This window comes from Krasilnikovia sp. MM14-A1259 (genome assembly GCF_047159535.1).
GTDB lineage: Bacteria > Actinomycetota > Actinomycetes > Mycobacteriales > Micromonosporaceae > Actinoplanes.
This window is the reverse complement of the sequence record NZ_BAAGAJ010000002.1, coordinates 3656123-3677396: the sequence shown is the minus strand read 5'-3', so window position 1 is coordinate 3677396 and position 21274 is coordinate 3656123. Positions and strand designations below refer to the sequence as shown.

Below are 21274 nucleotides of genomic sequence, written 5' to 3'. Positions count from 1 at the left end.
AGCCGCTGCGCAGGCGCGACGCAGGTGCCGCGGAGAATAATGGCAGCTATGGCCGCCACCCAGACCGCGCAGAAGCAGACCGAGGCGAAGCTGCTCGTCGTCGAGGACGACGCGAACATCCTTGAGCTGCTCTCCGCGAGCCTCCGGTTCGCCGGGTTCGACGTCAGCACGGCCACCAGCGGCAGCGCGGCGGTGACCGCGGCCAAGAACGCGAGCCCGGATCTGGTCGTCCTCGACGTCATGCTGCCGGACCTGGACGGGTTCGAGGTCATCCGGCTGATGCGGGAGGGCGGGGCGCGTACCCCGGTCGTCTTCCTCACCGCCCGGGACAACACGGACGACAAGATCCGCGGGCTGACCCTGGGCGGCGACGACTACGTCACCAAGCCGTTCAGCCTGGAGGAGCTGACCGCCCGGATCCGGGCCGTGCTGCGGCGCACCTCGTCGACCGACGAGCAGCCGTCCCGGCTGGTCTTCGCGGACCTGGAGCTCGACGAGGAGACCCACGAGGTGTATCGGGCGGGCCAGCGGGTGCAGCTGTCGCCGACCGAGTTCAAGCTGCTGCGCTACCTCATGCTCAACGCGAACCGGGTGCTGTCCAAGGCGCAGATCCTCGACCACGTGTGGAAGTACGACTTCCGCGGCGACGACAACATCGTGGAGTCGTACATCTCGTACCTGCGGCGCAAGGTCGACAACGTCGAGCCGCGGCTGATCCACACTCTGCGCGGCGTCGGGTACGTCCTGCGCAAGCCCGCCGTCTGAGCCCGCGGTGGCTCTCCGCGGACCGGCTCGCTTCGGCGCTCACGCGGCGGCGAAGATGCGGGCCACGCCCCTGCGCGTCAAGTTGCTGGCCGCGGTCCTCGCGCTCGTCTTCGCGGCCCTGACCCTGATCAGCGTGGCCAGCACGCTCGCGTTGCGCAGCTATCTGCTCAGCCGGATGGACGACGAGTTGAAGGCGACGACCGCGAATCTCGCCACCAACCTGCGCGGCATCGCGGTGCGGCAGCTCGACCCCACGGTGTACATCCCGAGCGAGTACATGTTCGCGATCTGCGACACCCACGGGGTGGGTGATCCGTACAAGAGCGATCGCCGGTTGCGGGCCGACGACCTGCCGACCTGCATAAACGGACTGTCCGAGATCGAGGAGCGGCAGGCCGACCAGCCGTTCACGGTGGTGTCGCGGAGCAAGCAGTACCACTGGCGCATGGTGATCGCCGACCTGCCCAACGGCGACTATCTCTACGTCGGCCGGAACATGACCGAGATCGAGTACGCGATGTCCCGGCTGGTCTGGATCGACTTCCTGCTGGGCACCGGTGTCCTCCTGGCGCTCGCCGTGGTCGGCGCCGCGATCGTACGGACGAGCCTGCGCCCGCTGACCGACATCGAGCAGACCGCGGGGGCGATCGCCGCGGGCGACCTGACCCGGCGGGTGCCCGACCCCGAGCCGGACAGCGAGGAACCGCAGACCGAGCTCGGCCGGCTGTCCCGCGCGCTGAACGCCATGCTGGCCCAGATCGAGACCGCGTTCACCGCGCGCGCACAGTCCGAGACGGCCGCCCGGGCGGCGGAGTCGGTGGCCCGGGACGCGGCCGACGCCGCGCAGCTCTCCGAGGCCCGTGCGGTGCGCTCCGAGGAGAAGATGCGGCAGTTCGTGGCGGACGCCTCGCACGAGCTGCGGACGCCGCTGACCACGATCCGCGGCTTCGCCGAGCTGTACCGCCAGGGCGCGGTCGCCGACCCGGCGGACGTCGCCCGGCTGGTGCGCCGCATCGAGGACGAGGCCGCCCGGATGGGCCTGCTCGTCGAGGACCTGCTGCTGCTGGCCCGGCTGGACCGGGAACGGCCGCTCACCCTGGCCCCGGTCGAACTGCCGGTGCTCGCGGTGGACGCGGTCCACGCCGCCCAGGCCACCGCCCCGGAACGCAGCATCGAACTGGACGTCCGTGACGACGCGGACAAACTGGTGGCGTACGGCGACGACGCCCGGCTGCGGCAGGTCATCGGCAACCTGATGACCAACGCCCTGACCCACACGCCGCCGGACGCCGCGGTGACGCTGCGCGTGTTCCGCGAGGACGGCAACAGGGTCGCGGTGGAGGTCAGTGACACCGGGCCGGGCCTGTCGGCGGAGCAGCGCGACCGGGTCTTCGAGCGGTTCTACCGCGCCGACCAGGCGCGTACCCGCAACACCGACCGGGAGGCCACCGGCACCGGCCTGGGGCTGGCCATCGTGGCGGCCATCGTGCGGGCCCACCACGGGTCCGTGGAGGTGGTCAGCGAGGACGGGAAGGGCGCCACGTTCCGGGTGACGCTGCCCGCGCTGGATGCTGACGTACCGGCTGAACGCTGACGAAACCCTTCACAGAAAACATTCAGGGCAAACACAGGCCCACCCGAGTGCGGACCGGCACTGTAGAGACATGACCGAGTTCGAGACCGACCCGCAGCGGCGCGAGACCTCCCCCTCTGGGGAGCCGTCGCACCGGCCCGCGGACGCCTCCCACGAGAGCAGCAACGCGCAGCGGGGAGAGTCCGACCCTACCGTCGTCCAGCCCACGGTCGCCCCGGCGGCTGACACCCAGCCCGAGGGCAGCCTGCCCGAGGTTGCCGAGCCGGCCACCCCGGCCGCCGGCACCCCGGTGGTCGGTCCCGCGGTCCCGGCGTCGGCACCCCAGTCGGGTGCCCCCGCCGGTCACCCCGCACAGGCGGGCGGCTGGGCTTCGCCGTGGCAGCCGCACCAGCAGCACCCGGCGTTCGCGGGCCAGCCGTACGGCGGTCCGCACCCGGGCCAGCCGTACCCGGGGTACGCGGCGCAGCCGCAGTTCCACGCGCCCGGCACGCCGGGCGCCCCGGGCCTGCACGGCAGCGCCCCGCACGGTGCCCCTGGCGCCCCGGGCGGGTGGAACGGCGCGCAGACCGAGTCCGTGCCCGCCTGGGCCGCCCCGGTCGGCGCGGGCGGCCCCCGTGACCCGGGCAGTCCCGGCCGCGGCCGCAAGATCCTCATCGCCGGGGCGGCCGCCGCGGTCATCGCGATCGGCGCCGGCGGCGTCGGCGCGGCCGCGGCGCTCGCGCTCAGTGACAGCCACAGCTCGGCCACGGTGCAGACCAGCAACTCGTCCGTGACCCGGGTGGTGGACCGTTCGTCGCTGGCCCAGATCGCCGCGGCGGTCCAGGACAGCGTCGTCTCGATCACCACGGGGTCCGGCGAGGGCTCCGGCGTGATCACCAGTGACGACGGGTTCATCGTCACGAACAACCACGTGGTCGCGACCGCGCGGGGCGACACGGTGCAGGTGATCTTCGCGAACGGCAAGAAGGCGGACGCGAAGATCGTGGGCACGGACCCGCGTACGGACCTGGCCGTGGTCAAGGCGTCCGGGGTCTCCGACCTCAAGGCCGCGAAGTTCGGTGACAGTTCCAAGATGCAGGTCGGCGACACCGTACTGGCCATCGGCAGCCCGCTCGGGCTGGAGGGTTCGGTGACCGCGGGCATCATCAGCGCGAAGGACCGCACGATCCGGTCCGGCGGGGAGGCCCCGCAGAGCCCGTTCGACAGCAACCAGCAGCAGTCGACCACCACGACGATGTCGGGTCTGCTGCAGACCGACGCCCCGATCAATCCGGGCAACTCGGGCGGTGCGCTGGTCAACACGAACGGCGAGGTCATCGGCATCAACTCCGCGATCGCCACGTCGGGTCAGAACTCGGGCAACATCGGCCTGGGCTTCGCGATCCCGAGCAACAAGGTCACCCAGGTCGCCAATGCACTGATGTCGGGCAAGAAGGTCAGCCACCCGGCACTGGGCGTGAGCGTCACCGAGGCGCAGGGTGGCGGCGCGCTGGTCAGCACCGTGACGCCGAACAGCGCGGCGGCCAAGGCGGGCCTGCAGCAGGGTGACGTCATCACCTCGGTGAACGGCAAGGCGGTCAACGATTCCGACGACCTCGTCGGGATCATCCAGAGTGCCAACGTCGGGGACAAGGTGACCATCGTGTACACCCGCGACGGTGCCCAGAAGACCGTGACGGCCGAGCTGCAGGAGTCTTCCTGACGGCGGGACGCAGGCAGGTCCATCCGGGCCATTCCCCCTCCCCGTAGCGGTGGGCGGATGCGATCACCAAGGTTGATCGCATCCGCCCACCGCTCTTTTTCTGTCTGTCGCACGGGATGATTTGCCCGCTTCGGTCGGAAAAATGGCGCAGGAAACCGGAGTGGAGGGCTCGCCTTCGAGCGGCCCCACCGCCTAGTCTCCATTCGCCATTGGCGCGGCGAGTGGAAGGCCGACCCGAGTGACCTACGTCGAGACCCGGATGAACGTCTGGGAGGCGCTGGCCGGGCGTGCGCCGGGAGAGCCCGTCGGACCAGCGGACCCCGGCCTGTGGGGCGCGGTCGTCGACCGGCTCAACCCGGCCCGCGCGGTGCCGGTCCTGCGGGCGGGCATCGAGGCCGTGGAACTGACCAGCGCGCGCGGCTCCGCGTACGTGATGCTGCGCTCGCCCGACGACGGCGGCCGCGCCTGCTACCTGCGGCTGACCCCGCAGGAGTACCAGCTCGCGCTCATCATGGACGGCACACACACCGTCGCGCGGCTGGTCGCCGAGTTCGCCCGCATCGCCGGCCGGCTCGCCCCCGACCAGGTCCGCCGCGTCGTCGCCGACCTCGCCGGCAACCGGATGCTGGAGGAGCTGCCGGTCGACGCGTTCGCGCCGCTGGCGCAGATCCAGCGCAAGCCGCTGCCCGAACGCCTCGGCAGCACCCTGCTCGCCGCGATGCGCGGGCGGCGGATGCTGGCGGTCGACATCGACGGATTCGTCTCGGCGATGTACCGCAACGGCGGCAAGATGCTGTTCACCCGCGGGGCCGCCATCGCGATGACGATCATCGCGGTGCTCGGGCTCGCGCTGTTCACCGGTACGTGGTTCCGCGGCAGCCAGACCGTCTTCCTGACCGGCGGGTCGTACCTGCTCGGGGCGATCGTGCTGCTGGTGCTCAACGTGTTCGCGCTGGCCTGTCACGAACTGGGGCATGCGCTGGCCACCAAGCACGCCGGACGGGAGGTGCCCGCGGCCGGTCTGCTGGTCTACTTCGGTATCCCGTCGGTGTTCGTGGACACCACGGACGTGTGGATGGCCGGGCGGCGGGCCCGCATCCTCACCACGGCCGCCGGGCCCGCCTCCGGGCTGGTGCTGGCCGGGGGCATGCAACTTGTCGGGTTCGCGATCCCGGCGCTCGGGCCGCTGGCGTTCAAGCTCGCGTTCGCCTGGTACCTGAACGTGCTGTTCAACCTGAACCCGTTCATCGCGCTCGACGGCTACTACCTGCTGATGGACTGGCTGGAGATCCCGAACCTGCGGGCCCGCGGGCTCGCCTGGGTCGGCGGCCGGCTGCGTGGGCGCCCGACGAAGTGGTCCGGACTGGACCAGGAGGGCCGGCTGGTCGCCCTGTACGGGGTGCTGGCCGTGCTCTGGCTTGCGGTCGCGGCGAACCTGGCGTACCGGGTGTGGTCCGACCGCGTCTCCGGGGTGATCACCGGGTTGTGGCACGGCGGCATCGCCAGTCAGCTGCTGCTCCTGCTCATCATCGGCGGCCTGAGCGCCCCGCTGATCTACCTGGCTGCCGGGCGGCTGGCCCGCTGGTGGCGTACCGCCCGCGAGCGTTCCGCCGAGCGGGAACGCGAGGCCGACGCGCCCCGGCGTCTCGCCGCGTTGCTCGGTTCCGAGCTGGCCGGTCTGCCCGACCCGGTGCTGGCCAACCTGGCCGCCCGGTCTCGCTGGGAGCGCCCGGGCTCGGGCCGCCAGCTCGTTGCGGCGGGCAGCGCCCCGCAGGCCGTGTACGTGGTGGTCGACGGCGCGCTGCAGGCCCGCAAGCCGGGCGACCCGGGCGGCACGATCCGCCAGCACGTCGGACCGGGCGGTGTCGTCGGCCTGGTCAGCGCGCTGACCGGGCGGGCCACCGCGCTGGACTGGCACACGTCGGACACCACGCTGCTCGCCGTACCGACCGCCACGGTGGCCACCGCGGTCGGGCCGTTGCCCGGCCCGCCGCCGAAGGACCGGGCGGAGGCGGAGGCGCTGTTCGCCGACACGCCGGCGTTGGCCGGGCTCGCGGTCGACGAGCGGCTGGCCCTGATCGCGTCCGCGCACCCGGTGGATCTGGGGCCGGGCGCGCCGGTGATGCTGGCCGGGCCCACCCATGCGGTCGTGGTCGAATCCGGCGTCATCGCCATGCCCGACGGCGTCGAGCTGCGCCGCGGCACACTGGTCGGGCCGGTCGGTGACGGCAATCCGGGGGCGGTCGCGCAGACGCGTACGCCGGTGCGGTTGTGGGTCATCCCGGACGCCTCGCACCTGCCGCCGCTGGTCGGCTCCGCCCGCCGTGCCGCGCCGCCACCGGCGCTGCGGGAGGGCACCACCGCGCCCACCGCCGGGGTGCACCCGTCGGTGTACCCGCCGCTGGCAGTGCCGCCGGGCCCGCCGTCGGAGTCCGACGACCCCGACGTGGACCGGCATTTCGAGCGGCGGATGTGGTGGCTCGTGCTGCTCGTCCTGCTGCTGGCCCTGCTGCTGACCGGCGCGAACCTCGCGCCCGGGCCGGCGTGGGCCGAGATGCCCCGCGACCGGGTGCTGCTGACCGCCGAACGCGGCCGGGTCACCGCCCTGGTCGACGGGACCACGGTGATCCTGGACGAGGGCGACCGCCGCTACGTCGGCAACGGCACCCGCATCGAGGTGCCGGACCAGGCCACCGGACGCCTGACGTTCGTGGGCGGTGCGGCGGCCATGCTCTGCCCCGGCTCCCGTGCCGTGGTGGGCAACCTCTGGACGGACACCGCGCGCCACCGGGAGCCGCACGGCGAGCTCGCGCTCGACAACGGCCGCCTGCTCGCCGACACGACCAGCACGAGCGGGGCGTTCCGGCCGCTCGCGCTCGTCGTGCAGCGCCCGCTCGGCAACGTGACCAACAGCGGCCCGTCGTGGTTCGCGGTCGACCCGGGTGCGGTGACCGTCTCGACCGGCGTCGCGACCGTCAACGGCGCCGCGAACCCGGCCACGGGCAAGGATCTGACCTGCGGGGACGGGGTGCCGGTGGCCCCGCCCGCGGCGGGCCCGAGCGAGACACCGAGCGAGGTGCCGCCGTCGGACCTGCCGAGCTTGCCGCTGCCGACGACCGAGACCACGGTCCCGCCCACGACGACGGTGGCACCGGCGCCCACGGCGACGCCGACCACACGTACGCCGACCACCCGGCCCCCGGTGACGCCGCCCCCGGCGACGACGACGGTCCCGCCGACGACCACGCGCCCGCCGACGACCCGGCCGACCACGGTTCCGCCGACGACCCGGCCGACCACGACGCCGCCGTCGACGACGCCGACTACCACGCCGCCGTCGACGACCCCCACCACGGTGCCGACCAGCGACCCAACCCTGCCGCCGATCAGTTGACGGCGCCGGTGGAGATACGGTGTGCCGTCGGCGGAGATGAACGAAAAAGGAGAAAAGTCGGTGTTGTGCTGGTTCTGTGCCAAGGCGGCGCGCGGATCGTGCCGCTTCTGCGGCCGTGGAGTGTGCGAGGACCACGCGCGGTTCGGGCCGTACCTGTTGCAGGTGAACCGGTCGGAGAGCCGGCGCCGCGCGGAGGCGCTGGTGGTGGAGGACGCGGTGCAGTGCGGTACGTGCCGGCCCCGCCCCCAGCCGGTCCCGATGCCGGAACTGGACTGAGCCGGGCGATACCCCGGCTGGACCGGGTGGACTAGCTTTGTTGGGTATGAGCGACTTCGACGTCGTGCTGGAACGCCTGCTCAACGAGCCGTCGTTCGCCGCCGAGCTGGCCCGGGACGCGGACGCCGCGCTGTCCGGCTACGTGCTGGACGACGGCGAGGCCGAGCTGTTGCGCCGCCAGGTGGCGGCCGACGCCGGTGCCGCCCACGCGGTCGTCGAGACCCGGACGAGCAAGTCGAGCACGTTCGGGCTGCTGTCCGCGTTCTCGGAGCTGGGCGGAGGGGACGCGCACTCCGGGCTGGGATCCGCGGCGCCCGCCCGGTCCGGTCTCGGGTCCGCGCCCGCCGAGCTCGGCCCGTGGTCGGAGTTCGGCACGGCCGCGGGAGTGGCCGCCCAGCACGCCGCGGACGTGTCCGGCGGCCACGGCGTCACCCAGGGCCTCGGCTCGGCCCCCGCGTGGGGCACCGGCGGCGGCACCGGGGAGATGATGCCGCAGGCGCACGCCGGGTTCGGTCCGGCCCCCGCCATGGACGGCGCCCCCGACGCCGACTCGGCCCCCGACCTGGACGGCCTGCCCCCGGTGTCCCGCATCGGCGACGCCCCGCACAGCGGCCTGGGGGAGCCGTCGCGGTTCGCCGGCGAGGCGGAGCACCTGGCGGCGCCCAAGGGCTACCACCCCCGGGTCGATGTGGACGGCGACGGCCGGTGGGACCATGCCACCTACCGCGGTCGCGCCGACGGTGGGGCGGACATCCTGGTGGACCTCAACCACGACGGGAAGGCCGACTTCATCGGCCACGACGTGGACGCGGACGGCAAGGTCGACTACGCCGACTACGACAAGAACCACGACGGAGTGTTCGAGAAGCGGATGTACGACGACAACGGCGACGGCTGGCTCGACCGTACGGTCTGGCAGGAGCACTGAGCCCAGGCTCTGGCCCCCGGCGTCGTCGCCGTACAGGATGGACGGATGGTGGCGATCGCCGTCCGGGCGGTCTCGAAGGTCTTCGGCGACGGCGCGGTGGCGGTCGATGACGTCGACCTCGACGTGGCGCCCGGCGAGTTCCTCGTGCTGCTCGGCCCCAGCGGCTGCGGGAAATCCACGCTGCTGCGCCTGATCGGCGGCCTGGAGGCGCCGACCCGCGGCGAGGTCCTGCTGGACGGCGTACCGGCGGTCGCGATGGCGCCGCACGAGCGCAACATCGCCCTGGTGGTGCAGACGTTCGCGCTGTACCCGCATCTCACGGTCGCGCAGAACATCGGCTTCCCGCTGCGCGCCGCGGGCGGCTCGGCCACGGACGTGGCCGCCCGGATCGCCGAGATGGCCCGCCACCTCGGCATCGCGGACCTGCTCGGGCGCCGCCCCGAGCACCTGTCGGGCGGCCAGCGGCAGCGGGTGGCACTGGCCCGCGCGCTGGTGCGCCGCCCGGCGTTGCTGCTGCTCGACGAGCCGCTGTCGCAGGTGGACGCGGGCGTCCGGGCGGATCTGCGCGGCGAGATCACCGCGCTGGCCCGCCGCGTCGGGGTGACGACCGTGTACGTGACGCACGACCAGCACGAGGCGCTGAGCATGGCGGACCGGGTGGCGGTGCTGCGCCGCGGCACGTTGCAGCAGGTGGGCCCGCCCGCCCAGGTGTACGCCGACCCGCGCACGCTGTTCGTGGCCGCTTTCCTCGGCACGCCGCCGACCAGTTTGCTGGAGGCCGCCGTGTACGCCGTGGACGGCCGGGTGGTGCTGGACCTGGGCTCGCAGGAGATCGAGCTGCCGCCCGGCGACCCGCGTACGGCGGTCCTCGCGCGGCGGCACACCGAGCGGGTGACCGTGGCCCTGCGCGCCCTGCGCCTCGCCGCGGGCGAGCCGCTGCAGATCACCGGCACGGTACGGGCGGTGCAGCACCTGGGGCACGAGGTGCTCGCGTACCTGGACGCGGGGGCGGTACCGACACCGCCGCAGGTGGTCGACGCGCCGGATCCGGGTGGCCTGTCCGCTGCCCGGCGACCGGACCGCACGGCGTACGGGTTCTATCCGTCGTACGACCTTCCCGGCGATCCGGCGCCCGGGGGTGAGGTCGTGGTCCGGGTCCCGGCGCCGGGTGCGGTGGCCGTGGGCGCGCGCCTGACGGCGGGACTGGACCTGGGGGAGTTGCTGTTGTTCGACCGGTCGGGGCGCAGGATCGGGCTGGACAGAATCAGTTAACAGTCTTAATAATTGGCCAACTGTCGATGTCCCGACGTGGAGGCCACCCCCATGCGCCCATCCCGTTCCGTCATCCTCGCCGTCGTGACCGCGCTCGCGGCCGGCGGCGTAGCCCTCCGGACCGCCCCGTCCGCCGAGGCCGCCGGCATCCCCACGGCGACCGTCACGAAGACCTCCGACTGGGGCTCCGGCTGGCAGGCCCAGGCCACGGTCACCAACGGCGGTGCGGCCGGACTCACCACGTGGAAGGTCGAGTTCGACCTGCCCGCGGGCACGTCGGTCGGGTCCTACTGGGACGCGTTGCTGACCACCAGCGGCCAGCACTTCACGTTCACCAACCGGGAGTACAACGGCACGGTCGCGCCCGGCGCCTCAGTGTCGTTCGGCTTCCTCGGCAACGGCCCGGGCTCCCCGGCCAACTGCCTGCTCAACGGCGCCCCGTGCGGCGGCGGCACCCCGCCGACGACGAGCCCGACCACGACGCCGCCCACCACGACGCCGCCGCCCACCACCCCGCCCACCACGACGCCGCCCGTCACGGAACCGCCGATCACCGGGCTGCCGAAGCACGCCCTCATCGGCTACCTGCACGCCAGCTTCGCCAACGGCTCCGGGTACCTGCGGATGGCCGACGTCCCCGCCGACTGGGACATCATCGACCTCGCGTTCGGCGAGCCCACCTCGCCGACCTCCGGCGACATCCGGTTCACGCTCTGCCCCGCCACGGAATGCCCGGGGGTCGAGGCCGAAGCCGACTTCATCGCGGCCATCCGCGCCAAACGGGCCGCGGGCAAGAAGGTGCTGCTCTCCATCGGCGGCGAGAAGGGCCAGGTGCAACTGACCACCACCGCCGCCCGCGACGCGTTCGTCCGCTCCGTGGGCGCCATCATCGACAAGTACGGTCTCGACGGCGTCGACATCGACTTCGAGGGCCACTCTCTGTCGCTGAACAGCGGCGACACCGACTTCAAGAACCCGACCACCCCGGTCGTGGTCAACCTGATCGCGGCCCTCAGGTCCCTCAAGGCCCGGTACGGCAACGGCTTCGTGCTCACCATGGCCCCGGAGACGTTCTTCGTGCAGCTCGGCTACCAGTACTACGGCTCCGGCCCGTGGGGCGGGCAGGACCCGCGCTCCGGGGCGTACCTGCCGGTCATCTACGCCATGCGGGACGACCTGACCGTGCTGCACGTCCAGGACTACAACTCCGGGCCGATCATGGGGTTGGACAACCAGTACCACACCATGGGCGGGGCGGACTTCCACATCGCCATGACCGACATGCTGCTGGCCGGCTTCCCGGTCGCGGGCAACACCGCCAACGCGTTCCCGGCGCTGCGCGCGGACCAGGTCGCGTTCGGCGCGCCCGCCGCGGTCAGCGCCGGCAACGGGTACGTGGCCCCCGCCGGCGTCCAGTCCGCGGTGACCTGCCTCGTGAAGGGCACCGGTTGCGGCGGATACACCCCGCGCAGCGGCACCAGCCCGGCGTTGCGCGGCCTCATGACCTGGTCGATCAACTGGGACCGGTACTACGGCTGGGAGTTCCGCAACGCCCACGAGCCGTTCCTCGACGCCCTCGGTTAACTCGAGAGCCGCCCGTCCCTCCACCTTCTACGCTCTCGGCATGAGCGGTGGTGGGCGTGGCGGGTGTGAGCCGGACAGTGGGTGAGCAGCGGCGCGCCCGCGTCGGGCTGCTGCAGGTGTGCGCTGCCGGCGTTCTCTGGGGTACCGGTGGGCTGGTGGTCACGGTGCTGCACGAGCGGGACGGGCTCGGGGCGATGACGGTCAGCGCGTGGCGGATGGTGCTCGCGGCCGTCGCGTTGCTCGTGTTCGCGGTGGCGGCGCGCCGGTGGGGGGCCGTACGGGCGACCATGCGCGCCCACCCCGTACCGGCGGTCGTGGTCGGCTGCGGCACCGCCGTCTATCAAGGGCTGTACTTCGTGTCGGTGCTGCTGGTCGGGGTGAGCGTGGCCACCGTGGTGTCGCTGGGAATCGCGCCGATCCTGGCGGCCGTCTGGGAGCATCTGCGGGCCCGTACCCGGCCGTCATTACGCGAAGCCGGTGTCCTGGTGGCCGCGCTGGCCGGCCTGGTGCTGATCAGCGCGACCGCCGGGGACGCATCGGTGGCACCCGGTGATGCGCCGGGCCTCGGTCTGACTCTGGCCGTCGCGGCCGGCGTCACGTACGCGGCGACGACCGTGCTGGGCCACACCGTCGCCCGGCGGGTCGATCCGGTGGCGCTGACCACCTGCGCCACCGCGGCGGGAGCCGTTCTTCTTGCCCCCTTCCTCTTCGTGGCCGCGGCACGGCGCGAGCCCGTGATCAGTACCAGCCCGGAGTCGATCGCCCTGCTGGCGTACCTCGGGATCGCGACGATGGCATTGGCCTACGGGCTGCTCTACGCCGGTCTGCGGACCACGTCCGGGTCCGCGGCGACCGTGGCGACGTTGCTGGAACCGGTGTCCGCGGCGCTGCTCGCGGTTCTGCTGCTGGATGAGCATCTGCCGTGGCAAGCCTGGCTCGGGGCGGTGCTCATCCTCGCGGCCGTGGCCGCCCTGCGCCCGACCGGGCCGTGACACGATGAGGGGCATGGTCGACACTCCGGTCGCGTTCGTGCTCGGCGGCGGCGGTGTGCTCGGCGCCGTCGAGGTGGGCATGCTGCGCGCGCTGTTCCGGGCCGGGTTCACGCCCGACACCGTGGTCGGCACGTCGATCGGCGCGGTCAACGGGGCCCTGCTCGCCACGGACCCCAACGAGGCGGTCACCGACCGGCTGGTCCAGCTCTGGTCGTCACCCGAGGCGGCCGACGTGTACGGCGACTCCATCGCCCGGCAGCTGCGGCGCTTCGCCGCCCGTACCCATCTGCACTCGCCGCTGCCGCTGCGCCGGCTGCTGGAGAGCGAGCTGGGGGAGCACGCCACGTTCGCCGACCTGAAGGTGCCGTTCCGGTGCTGCGCGGCCAGCATCGAGCGGGCCGCGGAGCACTGGTTCGACAGCGGGCCGCTGGTCGACGCGGTGCTCGCCTCGTCGTCCGTGCCGGGGCTGCTGCCGCCGATGCAGATCGAGGGGGAGCATTTCGTCGACGGCGGGATCGTCAACTCGATCCCGGTCGGGGAGGCGGTCCGGGTCGGGGCGAAGCTGATCTTCGTCCTGCAGGTGGGCCGGATCGAACGGCCCCTGGCCGTGCCGCGGCGGCCGTGGGAGGTGGCTCAGGTGGCGTTCGAGATCGCCCGGCGGCACCGGTTCGCGCACGACCTCGCGTCGCTGCCCGACGACGTACGGGTGCACGTCCTGCCGACCGGGGGCGGGGAGAGCCGCGACGACTCGCCGTGGGCGTACCGGGACATGGCCGCGATCGGGCGGCGCATCAGCCGGGCGTACACGGCGTCGCGCCGCTACCTGGACGCGAACGTGGAGCCGCCCCCGGGCCGGGGCGGCCACGGCTGATGCCGATGCCGCCCGCGTGGGTCCGCCGGTGTGTGTTCGTGCCGCTGGTGGTGCTGCTGGCGGGTGTCCTGGTGACCACGCTGCCGCTGTGGCTGATCGCGGCGGTTGCGGCGTCGCCGCTGCTGCCGGGCCATCTGCGGGTGCCCCGCGTGGTCTGGCTGGCCATCGTGTACGTCGTCTGGGACGCCGCGGCCCTCGTCGCGCTGGCCGCACTCTGGGTGGTGTCCGGCTTCGGATGGCGGATCCGCTCGCCCGGCTTCCAGCGCGCCCACTATGTCCTCACCGGCCGGTTCCTCGCCGCGCTGTTCTGGGTCGCGCGCTGGTCGTTGCACCTCGACGTGGACGTGGTCGGCACCGACCCGGACACGGCGGTGCCGGGCCGGCCGGAGATCGTGGTGAGCCGGCACGCCGGGCCGGGCGACTCGTTCATCCTCATCCATGCGCTGGTGAACTGGTTCGCCCGGGAGCCGCGGATCGTGCTCAAGGCCGCCCTGCAGTGGGATCCGGCCGTGGACGTCCTGCTCAACCGGCTGCCCAACCGCTTCATCTCGCCGGGCCGCACCGGCACGCACACACTGGAACAGCAGATCGGTGAGCTGGCGACCGGGCTGGACGACAACGACGCGTTCGTGATCTTCCCCGAGGGTGGGAACTTCACCCCGCGGCGCCGGCTGACCGCCATCGCCCGGTTGCGCGACCGGGGCCTGCACGACATGGCGGTCCGCGCGCAGTCATTGCGCAACGTGCTGCCGCCCAAACCGGGCGGGCTGCTGGCGGCGCTGGACGCGGCCCCGGACGCCGGGGTCATCTTCGTGGCGCACACCGGACTGGACCGGATGCTCACGGTCGGCGACGTCTGGCGGGAGCTGCCGATGGACAAGCGGCTCGTGATGAAGTTCTGGAGCGTCGCGCCGGAGGACGTGCCGCGCGGCGAGAAGGACCGGGTCGCCTGGCTGTACGACTGGTGGGCCCGCATCGATGAGTGGATCGAACAGAACCGGCCGGAGCCGCGCCCGCTGCGCCCGGTCTGGCCTTCGCGCAGCCGGTGAACCGCGCCGCCGCACCCGCCCGTGAACCGGGCCGATGCGGCGGCGAGCGCCGGATCAGGACTTGAAGATGCCCTTGAGCTGGCTGGGCAGCTCGGTGACCTCCGACTTCGGCGGGCGGCTCACCGAGACCGCGGTGCCGAAGTCCGAGTACGTCGACTTCAGCTGCCCGGCTCCGGCCGCGACGCGTTCCATGTCGACGGTCAGCTCGGTCAGCCGGCCCTGGTCGTCCACCCGCGCGGTGAACGGCACCGTGGTGGCCTTGCCGCCCAGCGCCTTGAGCTTGTCCGAGTTGTACTGCGGCGACTTGGACAGGTCCAGCGTCCCGGTGTAGGTGTCGCCCGATCGCTTGACCTCGGTCACCGCCTTCATCAGCGTCTTCGCGCCGGCCGGGTCGTCACCGGACATCATGCCGACGCTGCTGCCCGCGGGCAGCTTCGTGGCGTCGAGGTGCATCCACTTGTCGCCACTGCCCGTGACCTTGCCGAGCTCCCCGCCGATCTTCAGGTAGATGTCCGTGCCGACCTTGCGCAGCTGCATCTTGGTGCCCTGCCCGATGTCGCCCATGTCCATGGTCAGCTCGGCGGTCTGCGCCTTCGGGTCCGCCACGCCGCCGCCGTGCACCGACCCGGCCATCGTCATCGACACCCGCATGGTGTCCTGGTTCAGCTTGGCGACCGCCGCGGCCAGCTCGGTGGTGGGGTCGGCCTGCGTGGCGGCCTGCTTCGTGGCAGTGCCGGCGGGTGCGCCCGCGGACGTGGCGTTGTCCTTGGGCCCGCAGCCGGTCAGCGTGATCGCCGTGGCGAGCGCGAGACCCGCGAACGCCAGCCGTCGATTCCTCATCATTTCCCTCCCCGTGGCGGCCGTGCCCCGGAGCGGGCGACGGCTCGTTGTTCCGCGGCAACGGTAGCGAAGCCGGGCGACACGTTCCGGCGCGGACGGTAGCGAAGCCGGGCGACATCCGCGTCCGGCGGCCATGGCCGGACCGCCTCCGGGCACTATGGTGATGGGCATGGAAGAGCTGCTCGACGCCGAGTCCGTGCGCAGTGCCGTGGCCGTCCTCGACGGCTGGGAGGGCGGGCCGGATGCGATCGTGCGGACCGTCGGCCTGCGCAGTTTTCCCGCCGCGATCGCGGTCGTCGACCGGGTCGCGGTGGTCGCCGAGGAGATGGACCACCACCCGGACATCGACATCCGCTGGCGGACGCTGACGTTCCGTTGTTCGACGCATGCCGCGGGTGGCGTCACCACGCGTGACATCGCCCTCGCGAACCGTATCGATCGGATTCTCGCCGACGCCTCCTGACCGCCCGGGTGTCCCGCGCTGACCGCTCAGGCGGCATGATGACCGTCAGGTAGCGGCCCGCGCACGTAGAGGGAGTGCCCGTGAGATTCGAGGTCAGCAAGGTCCTCGACGCCATCGAGGCTCGGCTCACCACCGACCCCGCCCTGGCCCGGGCGGTGGTGGACCTGTCCGAGGTCGTCCGCTACGCCGACCTCGACGGCGGCCGCCCGGCCAGCATGCTGCGGCTCGGTCTGGTCATCGACGCGCTGGGCCGGCACGTCTCCGAGGAGAACGTGCCCGTGTACGCGGTCGTGCCCCGTGGCCTGCTTTCCGACGCCGACCTCACCTCCAACGAGCGGATGGTCGTGCGGCGCTGGGCGGACGACGGCGTCGTCGAGGTGGTGCCGCAGCTCGACGACCGCGTGCTGGAGGTGGCGGAGCTGCTGGGCCTGCCCGTGCTGACCCGCTCGCACCCGGAGCAGCTCCGCAGCCGGCGCGCATGGGTGGACGAGCCCGGCCGGCTGCTCGCCGCGGTGCCCGGCGCGGGTGGCCCGGTGCTGGTCGCCCGGGTGGGGCGCGGCGAGGTGCCGCCGGTGGGCGTGCCGTCCCCGATGGGCGCCAAGCTGCTCGCCCGGGTCTGGCGCTGCCCCGAGTCGAACTGCAGCAGCTTCGGCGCGGCGGTCGACTCCGACAGCCCGTTCGCGGACATGCGGAACTTCACCAGCCCGGTCGCCCAGCCGCCGCCCACGATGCGAGCGGGCGCCCCGACCTGTCCCCGGCACGGGACCCGGCTCACGGACGCGGGCCCGCGCCCGGCGGTCGAGCTGCTGTCCGTACGCATCGACGGGGTTGTCCGGCAGCGCTTCGTCGTCGCCGAGGATCAGCCGGTCGTGGTGGGCCGGGCCCCGGAGAACGGCATCATGCTCGGTCAGTGGCTCAGCGAGGACGCCCGCAAATGGATCAGCCGCGGGCACGTACGGCTGGCGTTGACCGGCGGCGAGCTGACCGTGCGTGACATCAGCACGAACGGTACGGGCATCCGCCCCGGCGGCTCCGCCGACGACGACGAGCGGATCACCCTGGCCCGCGACGAGACCCGTCCGCTGGCCCCCAGCGACATCGTCGAGCTGTACGCGGGCGTGCACGTGGGACGGGCCCGCATGTGGTCGACCGGCGGGGTGAGCCAGCCCGCCTCCGTGATGGCCGAGGCGCCGACGATGGCGATCCGCAAGTTCGAGCGCTGACCGGCCCCGGGCCGCGCGCCGCCTGAGCGTGCGGACCGGGCCCGAAACGCAGCCGGCGGGCCACCGGATCACTCCGGTGGCCCGCCGCGCGTGTGCGAGACGTCAGGCGGTCTCGGTGAGCACCGCCTCGAGCTGGGCCAGCACGTGGTCCAGGTCCGCCTCCGTGACCACCAGCGGCGGGGCCAGCCGGATCGTCGAGCCGTGGGTGTCCTTGGCCAGCACACCGCGGGCCATGAGGCGCTCGGACACCTGGCGCCCGCTCATCAGCGCCGGGTCGATGTCGACCCCGGCCCACAGGCCGCGCCCGCGGACCGCCACGACGCCGTGCCCGATCAGCTTGTTCAGCCCGGCGTGCAGCCGCTCGCCCAGCTCGGCGGAACGCTGCTGGAACTCACCGGTGCGCAGCAGTTTGACGACCTCGGCGCCGACCGCGCAGGCCAGCGGGTTGCCCCCGAACGTCGAGCCGTGCTCGCCCGGGCGCAGCACACCGAGCACGTCGCGGTTGGCGGCGACCGCGGAGACGGGCACGATGCCGCCGCCGAGCGCCTTGCCGAGCAGGTACATGTCCGGCACGACACCCTCGTGCTCGATCGCGAACGTGCGGCCGGTACGGCCCAGCCCGGACTGGATCTCGTCCGCGGCGAACAGCACGTTGTTCTGGTCGCACAGGGCCCGCACCCCGGCCAGGTAACCCGCCGGGGGCACGAGCACGCCGGCCTCGCCCTGGATCGGCTCGAGCAGCACCATGACGGTGTTCTCGTCGATCGCGGACGCGATCGCGTCCAGGTCGCCGTACGGAACGATTGTGAAGCCCGGGGTGTACGGCCCGAAGTCGTTACGGGCGTCCGGGTCGGTGGAGAAACTGATGATGGTGGTGGTGCGGCCGTGGAAGTTGTTCTCCGCGACCACGATGTTGGCCTGCTCGGGAGCGACCCCCTTGACCCGGTAACCCCAGGCCCGGCTCACCTTGATCGCGGTCTCCACGGCCTCGGCGCCGGTGTTCATCGGCAGGACCATGTCCTTGCCGCACAGCTCGGCCAGCGACTGGCAGAACTCGGCGAACTGGTCGTGCACGAACGCGCGGCTGGTCAGCGTGAGCTTGTCCAACTGGGCGTGCGCGGCGGCGATCAGGGCGGCGTTCTTGTGGCCGAAGTTCAGCGCCGAGTAGCCGGAGAGGAAGTCCAGGTACCGGCGCCCGTCGACGTCGGTCACCCAGGCACCCTCGGCCTCGGCGATCACCACGGGCAGCGGGTGGTAGTTGTGCGCGGTCCAACGCTCGGCCGCTTCCAGCGCGGCGGGCGTACGGTCGGTCACGGCACTCGTCATCCTCGGACCTCCAGGGTGCAGCACTTCGGGCCGCCGCCCGCCTTGCGGAGCTCGGACACATCGACGCCCACGGTCTCGTAGCCGCGCTCACGCAGGGCGGCGTTCAGGGCGGTGGCCTGCACGGGCAACACCACGGTACGACCGTCGCTGACCGCGTTGAGGCCCAACACGGCAGCATCTTCCGGGGTCGCGATGACCGCGTTCGGGAACAGCTGGCGCAGCACCGCCTGGGAGCCGGGGGAGAAGGCCGACGGCAGGTACGCGACGTTGGTCTTGTCGAGCACGCACAGCGCCGTGTCGAGGTGGTAGTACGCCGGGTCGACGAGCTGCAGAGTGATCACCGGGCGGCCGAAGACCTCCTGGGTCTGGGCGTGCGCGGCGTGCGAGGTCCGGAAGCCGGTCCCGGCCAGGAGCACGTCCCCGGCGAGCAGGATGTCGCCTTCGCCCTCGTTGGTGTACTTCGACTCGTGTACGTCGAAGCCGTTGGCCGCAAACCACGCCGCGTACGCCGGGCCCTCGTCGGCCCGCTCCGCGTCCCGGAACTGCACCGCGAGCACCTTGCCGTCGACCACGGTGGCGCCGTTGGCCGCGAACACCATGTCGGGCAGTCCGGGCAGCGGGTCGATCAGATCGACCGTGTGGCCCAGGTCCAGGAACGTCTGCCGCAGCGTCTCCCACTGGCTGACCGCGAGAGCGTTGTCGTACGGCGCGCTCGGGTCCATCCAGGGATTGATGCGGTAGGTCACAGCAAAGTGCGTAGGCCGGCACATCAGGTACCGACGCGGGGTGGCAGTGGGGGTCATGTGGGCAACGGTATGCGTGAAGTGCCTGCGTATGCCCTTGTGCAACCATGCGTGCGGTGGCGGATCGTTGCGTCATCCGGGCGGGATGCGGTGATTCGTTGCGCGGGCTGACCCACCGTCTCCGGGGCGGCGCCCTGACGCTGCCCCGGAGCGGTGCACCGGCCGCGAACCGCGGCCGGCGTACCGGTTACCTACCCGGTCAGAAGTGGATCGCAAACCTCGCGTCGAGCCATTCGCGAAGACTCGACGCGGGCTGCATGTCGGTGCCGAGCCAGGACAGCGAGCCGGACAGCGCGAGCACCCCGACGACGATCGCGCCCAGCGCAACCGCCATCGCGATCAGGGCGTCGGTCCGCCCGGCGACGTGCCGCTTGCCGGTGGCGGAGAATCCGGCGAGCGCCAGCACCAGCCCGAGGACGGCCACCGCGATGCCGTAGCCGATCAGCGGGCCGGACAGCACGAGCAGCGCGGACGCCACCCCGGCGATGAGCGCCAGCGTCGCCAGCAGGCTGGCGCGCGGCTTCGGGCCGAGGGCGGCGCGGTCGCGGGGAGCCAGGTTCTCGGTGTCCCGGGTCGCGATGCCGCGGTCCGGGATCGTGTCGTCGATGGCAGCGCGCTCAGCAACCGGTCGCGTGTGGCGCCCGGTGGGCACCGGGCCGGCGGCGGGCTTGCGGTCCTCCCGGGGCGGGGCGGCCACGGCGCCGCGGGGCTCGCCGTCGGTGGGGGGATCAGCCTGTCGGTGGGAGAAGGTCGGGATCTTCACGGGGCACCTCCCTGTCTGTGGGGATGCCTGCGCTACTACCCCGATGCCGCGTGGCGCACACGCGACGGGCGCGCGGGCAGGTGCCCCGCGCGCCCGTCGACGCAGCTCAGACCGGTCTGCTCAGACCAGGGACGGCAAGGACGAGGGAACGTCCGAAGCCTTGGTGATCACGTGGTCGATGATCCCGTACGCCTTCGCCTCCGGCGCGGTGAACCAGCGGTCACGGTCGGAGTCGCGCTCGATCTCCTCCGGGGTGTGCCCGGTGTGGAAGGCGATCCGCTCATTCATGACCTGCTTGATGTGCAGCATGCTCTCGGCCTGGATGGCGATGTCGGCCGCGGTGCCCCCGATGCCGCCGGACAACTGGTGCATCATGATCCGCGAGTGCGGCAGCGAGTACCGCTTGCCGGCCGTGCCCGCGCAGAGCAGGAACTGGCCCATCGAGGCCGCCATGCCCATGGAGATCGTGGCGACGTCGTTCTTGATGTACTGCATCGTGTCGTAGACGGCCATGCCCGCGCTGATCGACCCGCCGGGCGAGTTGATGTACAGGGCGATGTCCTTCTCGCTGTCGTCCGACGCGAGCAGCAGCAACTGGGCGCAGATGCGGTTGGTCACCTCATCGTTGACCTCGCTGCCGAGGAAGATGATCCGCTCACGGAGCAGTCGCTCGAAGACCTGGTCGTCGAAGGATGCGCCACCCGCCCGCATCGCGATCTCGTCAACACTCATGGGGCAACCCTCTCACTTCGCGTACGGATGTGTCCCAGCGTCCCCCGTACCGGCGCGGCGGCCCAGCGATTCCCCTGACGGCGAATCCGCTGTGGGCATAATCGCGAGCTCGATGTACGGGGGACACCGTCCACTGCCGAGACGCCTCGCTCAGCGGGTTGCGACGTACGTTCCTTTGCCGCGCACCGTGACAACCAGGCCGGCCTCGCGGAGCAATTGGAACGAGTGACGGACGGTCACCCGGCTCACGCCATGCTCCTGCTGGAGTGTTAATTCTGACGGCAAAGGCCGGTCTGGCTGAATTCGCCCCGATTCGATGTCGGCGCGCAACAGATCGGCGAGCTGTTGATACAGCGGCACCGCGCTTTCCGGGTCGAGCGTCTGACCTGCCACAACACGACGCTAAACGATCTATCTCAGGCCCACGCGTGCGACGTCAGGATGACCTGTCCTAGAACAAGACAATACAAGTGACGTAAGCCGCCCTCGCCCGCTGCGGGGCTCGGAGACATCCGGGTCCCGGGCCTCGCGGCGGCCGACACGCGCAGCGCTGGCTTCCGAAACCGGCGGCGGCACAACCCTTGCAATGCTGATGTGGGTCTATTTGGAGCAGTTCGCGCTTGATGCCCCGCCCGGGCCGCTCAACGGAGCCTTTCCACGCTTCATCGGCTGGACGCGGCCGCGCGCCGACGAGTGA

The 21274-nt window shown here is 72.2% G+C and carries 19 protein-coding genes; 13 read left to right on the top strand and 6 right to left on the bottom strand.

From position 1 onward, the window contains the following. Nucleotides 1–39: 39 nt before the first annotated feature. From ACMCNK_RS16355 to ACMCNK_RS16305, 11 genes are all read left to right on the top strand, one after another. Nucleotides 40–765: a response regulator transcription factor gene (locus tag ACMCNK_RS16355; RefSeq protein ID WP_412737269.1), complete on the top strand. Its 726-nt coding sequence runs from the start codon at nucleotides 40–42 to the stop codon at nucleotides 763–765. 55 nt (nucleotides 766–820) lie between these two features. Further along, a complete protein-coding gene (locus ACMCNK_RS16350; protein WP_412737268.1) occupies nucleotides 821–2359 on the top strand; it encodes a sensor histidine kinase in 1539 nt (512 codons plus the stop codon). A gap of 70 nt (nucleotides 2360–2429) precedes the next feature. Then, the gene (locus tag ACMCNK_RS16345; protein WP_412737267.1) at nucleotides 2430–4061 is read left to right on the top strand and encodes a trypsin-like peptidase domain-containing protein; all 1632 of its coding nucleotides are present in this window, start codon (nucleotides 2430–2432) and stop codon (nucleotides 4059–4061) included. Nucleotides 4062–4299: 238 nt separating this feature from the next. Next, the gene (locus ACMCNK_RS16340; protein ID WP_412737266.1) at nucleotides 4300–7455 is read left to right on the top strand and encodes a cyclic nucleotide-binding protein; all 3156 of its coding nucleotides are present in this window, start codon (nucleotides 4300–4302) and stop codon (nucleotides 7453–7455) included. 60 nt (nucleotides 7456–7515) lie between these two features. Further along, the gene (locus tag ACMCNK_RS16335) at nucleotides 7516–7731 is read left to right on the top strand and encodes a hypothetical protein (protein WP_412737265.1); all 216 of its coding nucleotides are present in this window, start codon (nucleotides 7516–7518) and stop codon (nucleotides 7729–7731) included. A gap of 46 nt (nucleotides 7732–7777) precedes the next feature. Beyond that, on the top strand, nucleotides 7778–8659 hold the full coding sequence (locus ACMCNK_RS16330) for a hypothetical protein (RefSeq protein WP_412737264.1): 882 nt from the start codon (nucleotides 7778–7780) through the stop codon (nucleotides 8657–8659). Between the two features lie 45 nt (nucleotides 8660–8704). Further along, the gene (locus ACMCNK_RS16325) at nucleotides 8705–9931 is read left to right on the top strand and encodes an ABC transporter ATP-binding protein (RefSeq protein WP_412737263.1); all 1227 of its coding nucleotides are present in this window, start codon (nucleotides 8705–8707) and stop codon (nucleotides 9929–9931) included. A 51-nt stretch (nucleotides 9932–9982) separates the two neighbouring features. Next, on the top strand, nucleotides 9983–11515 hold the full coding sequence (locus ACMCNK_RS16320) for a chitinase (RefSeq protein ID WP_412737262.1): 1533 nt from the start codon (nucleotides 9983–9985) through the stop codon (nucleotides 11513–11515). Nucleotides 11516–11580: 65 nt separating this feature from the next. Next, complete coding sequence (locus ACMCNK_RS16315) at nucleotides 11581–12507, top strand: DMT family transporter (protein WP_412737261.1); 927 nt, start codon at nucleotides 11581–11583, stop codon at nucleotides 12505–12507. Nucleotides 12508–12520: 13 nt separating this feature from the next. Further along, nucleotides 12521–13378, top strand: a complete 858-nt coding sequence (locus ACMCNK_RS16310; RefSeq protein WP_412737260.1) for a patatin-like phospholipase family protein — start codon at nucleotides 12521–12523, stop codon at nucleotides 13376–13378. Continuing rightward, the gene (locus ACMCNK_RS16305) at nucleotides 13378–14427 is read left to right on the top strand and encodes a 1-acyl-sn-glycerol-3-phosphate acyltransferase (RefSeq protein ID WP_412737259.1); all 1050 of its coding nucleotides are present in this window, start codon (nucleotides 13378–13380) and stop codon (nucleotides 14425–14427) included. The genes ACMCNK_RS16310 and ACMCNK_RS16305 overlap by 1 nt, the downstream gene beginning before the upstream one ends. Nucleotides 14428–14481: 54 nt before the next feature. Here the strand turns inward: ACMCNK_RS16305 and ACMCNK_RS16300 are convergent, their stop codons facing one another. Continuing rightward, the gene (locus ACMCNK_RS16300) at nucleotides 14482–15267 is read right to left on the bottom strand and encodes a hypothetical protein (RefSeq protein WP_412737258.1); all 786 of its coding nucleotides are present in this window, start codon (nucleotides 15265–15267) and stop codon (nucleotides 14482–14484) included. A gap of 169 nt (nucleotides 15268–15436) precedes the next feature. Here ACMCNK_RS16300 and ACMCNK_RS16295 point away from each other — a divergent pair, with 169 nt between their 5' ends. Together ACMCNK_RS16295 and ACMCNK_RS16290 are read left to right on the top strand one after the other, a co-directional pair. Further along, nucleotides 15437–15730 (top strand): 4a-hydroxytetrahydrobiopterin dehydratase, encoded by a 294-nt coding sequence (locus ACMCNK_RS16295; protein WP_412737257.1) that lies wholly within the window; start codon nucleotides 15437–15439, stop codon nucleotides 15728–15730. 80 nt (nucleotides 15731–15810) lie between these two features. Then, a complete protein-coding gene (locus ACMCNK_RS16290; protein ID WP_412737256.1) occupies nucleotides 15811–16953 on the top strand; it encodes an FHA domain-containing protein in 1143 nt (380 codons plus the stop codon). 102 nt (nucleotides 16954–17055) lie between these two features. On the opposite strand, the gene rocD is transcribed toward ACMCNK_RS16290, so the two are convergent. From rocD to ACMCNK_RS16265, 5 genes are all read right to left on the bottom strand, one after another. After that, nucleotides 17056–18279: an ornithine--oxo-acid transaminase gene (gene rocD / locus ACMCNK_RS16285; protein ID WP_412737255.1), complete on the bottom strand. Its 1224-nt coding sequence runs from the start codon at nucleotides 18277–18279 to the stop codon at nucleotides 17056–17058. Then, nucleotides 18276–19082 (bottom strand): dimethylargininase, encoded by an 807-nt coding sequence (gene ddaH / locus ACMCNK_RS16280; RefSeq protein ID WP_412737254.1) that lies wholly within the window; start codon nucleotides 19080–19082, stop codon nucleotides 18276–18278. The genes rocD and ddaH overlap by 4 nt, the downstream gene beginning before the upstream one ends. A gap of 199 nt (nucleotides 19083–19281) precedes the next feature. Next, entirely contained in the window at nucleotides 19282–19845 is a 564-nt protein-coding gene (locus tag ACMCNK_RS16275) for a hypothetical protein (protein WP_412737253.1), read from the bottom strand. A gap of 120 nt (nucleotides 19846–19965) precedes the next feature. Continuing rightward, nucleotides 19966–20577, bottom strand: coding sequence for an ATP-dependent Clp protease proteolytic subunit (locus ACMCNK_RS16270; protein WP_412737252.1), 612 nt, complete (start codon nucleotides 20575–20577; stop codon nucleotides 19966–19968). 150 nt (nucleotides 20578–20727) lie between these two features. Then, nucleotides 20728–20970 (bottom strand): GntR family transcriptional regulator, encoded by a 243-nt coding sequence (locus ACMCNK_RS16265; protein WP_412737251.1) that lies wholly within the window; start codon nucleotides 20968–20970, stop codon nucleotides 20728–20730. Nucleotides 20971–21274: the final 304 nt, after the last annotated feature.

Coding starts and splice junctions, on each gene's coding strand:
- ACMCNK_RS16270 (WP_412737252.1), bottom strand. CDS start 20,577: ATGAGTGTTGACGAGATCGCGATGCGGGCGGGTGGCGCATCCTTCGAC.
- ACMCNK_RS16310 (WP_412737260.1), top strand. CDS start 12,521: ATGGTCGACACTCCGGTCGCGTTCGTGCTCGGCGGCGGCGGTGTGCTC.
- ACMCNK_RS16300 (WP_412737258.1), bottom strand. CDS start 15,267: ATGAGGAATCGACGGCTGGCGTTCGCGGGTCTCGCGCTCGCCACGGCG.
- ACMCNK_RS16295 (WP_412737257.1), top strand. CDS start 15,437: ATGGAAGAGCTGCTCGACGCCGAGTCCGTGCGCAGTGCCGTGGCCGTC.
- ACMCNK_RS16305 (WP_412737259.1), top strand. CDS start 13,378: ATGCCGATGCCGCCCGCGTGGGTCCGCCGGTGTGTGTTCGTGCCGCTG.
- rocD (WP_412737255.1), bottom strand. CDS start 18,279: ATGACGAGTGCCGTGACCGACCGTACGCCCGCCGCGCTGGAAGCGGCC.
- ACMCNK_RS16320 (WP_412737262.1), top strand. CDS start 9,983: ATGCGCCCATCCCGTTCCGTCATCCTCGCCGTCGTGACCGCGCTCGCG.
- ACMCNK_RS16325 (WP_412737263.1), top strand. CDS start 8,705: ATGGTGGCGATCGCCGTCCGGGCGGTCTCGAAGGTCTTCGGCGACGGC.
- ddaH (WP_412737254.1), bottom strand. CDS start 19,082: ATGACCCCCACTGCCACCCCGCGTCGGTACCTGATGTGCCGGCCTACG.
- ACMCNK_RS16350 (WP_412737268.1), top strand. CDS start 821: ATGCGGGCCACGCCCCTGCGCGTCAAGTTGCTGGCCGCGGTCCTCGCG.
- ACMCNK_RS16345 (WP_412737267.1), top strand. CDS start 2,430: ATGACCGAGTTCGAGACCGACCCGCAGCGGCGCGAGACCTCCCCCTCT.
- ACMCNK_RS16330 (WP_412737264.1), top strand. CDS start 7,778: ATGAGCGACTTCGACGTCGTGCTGGAACGCCTGCTCAACGAGCCGTCG.
- ACMCNK_RS16355 (WP_412737269.1), top strand. CDS start 40: ATGGCAGCTATGGCCGCCACCCAGACCGCGCAGAAGCAGACCGAGGCG.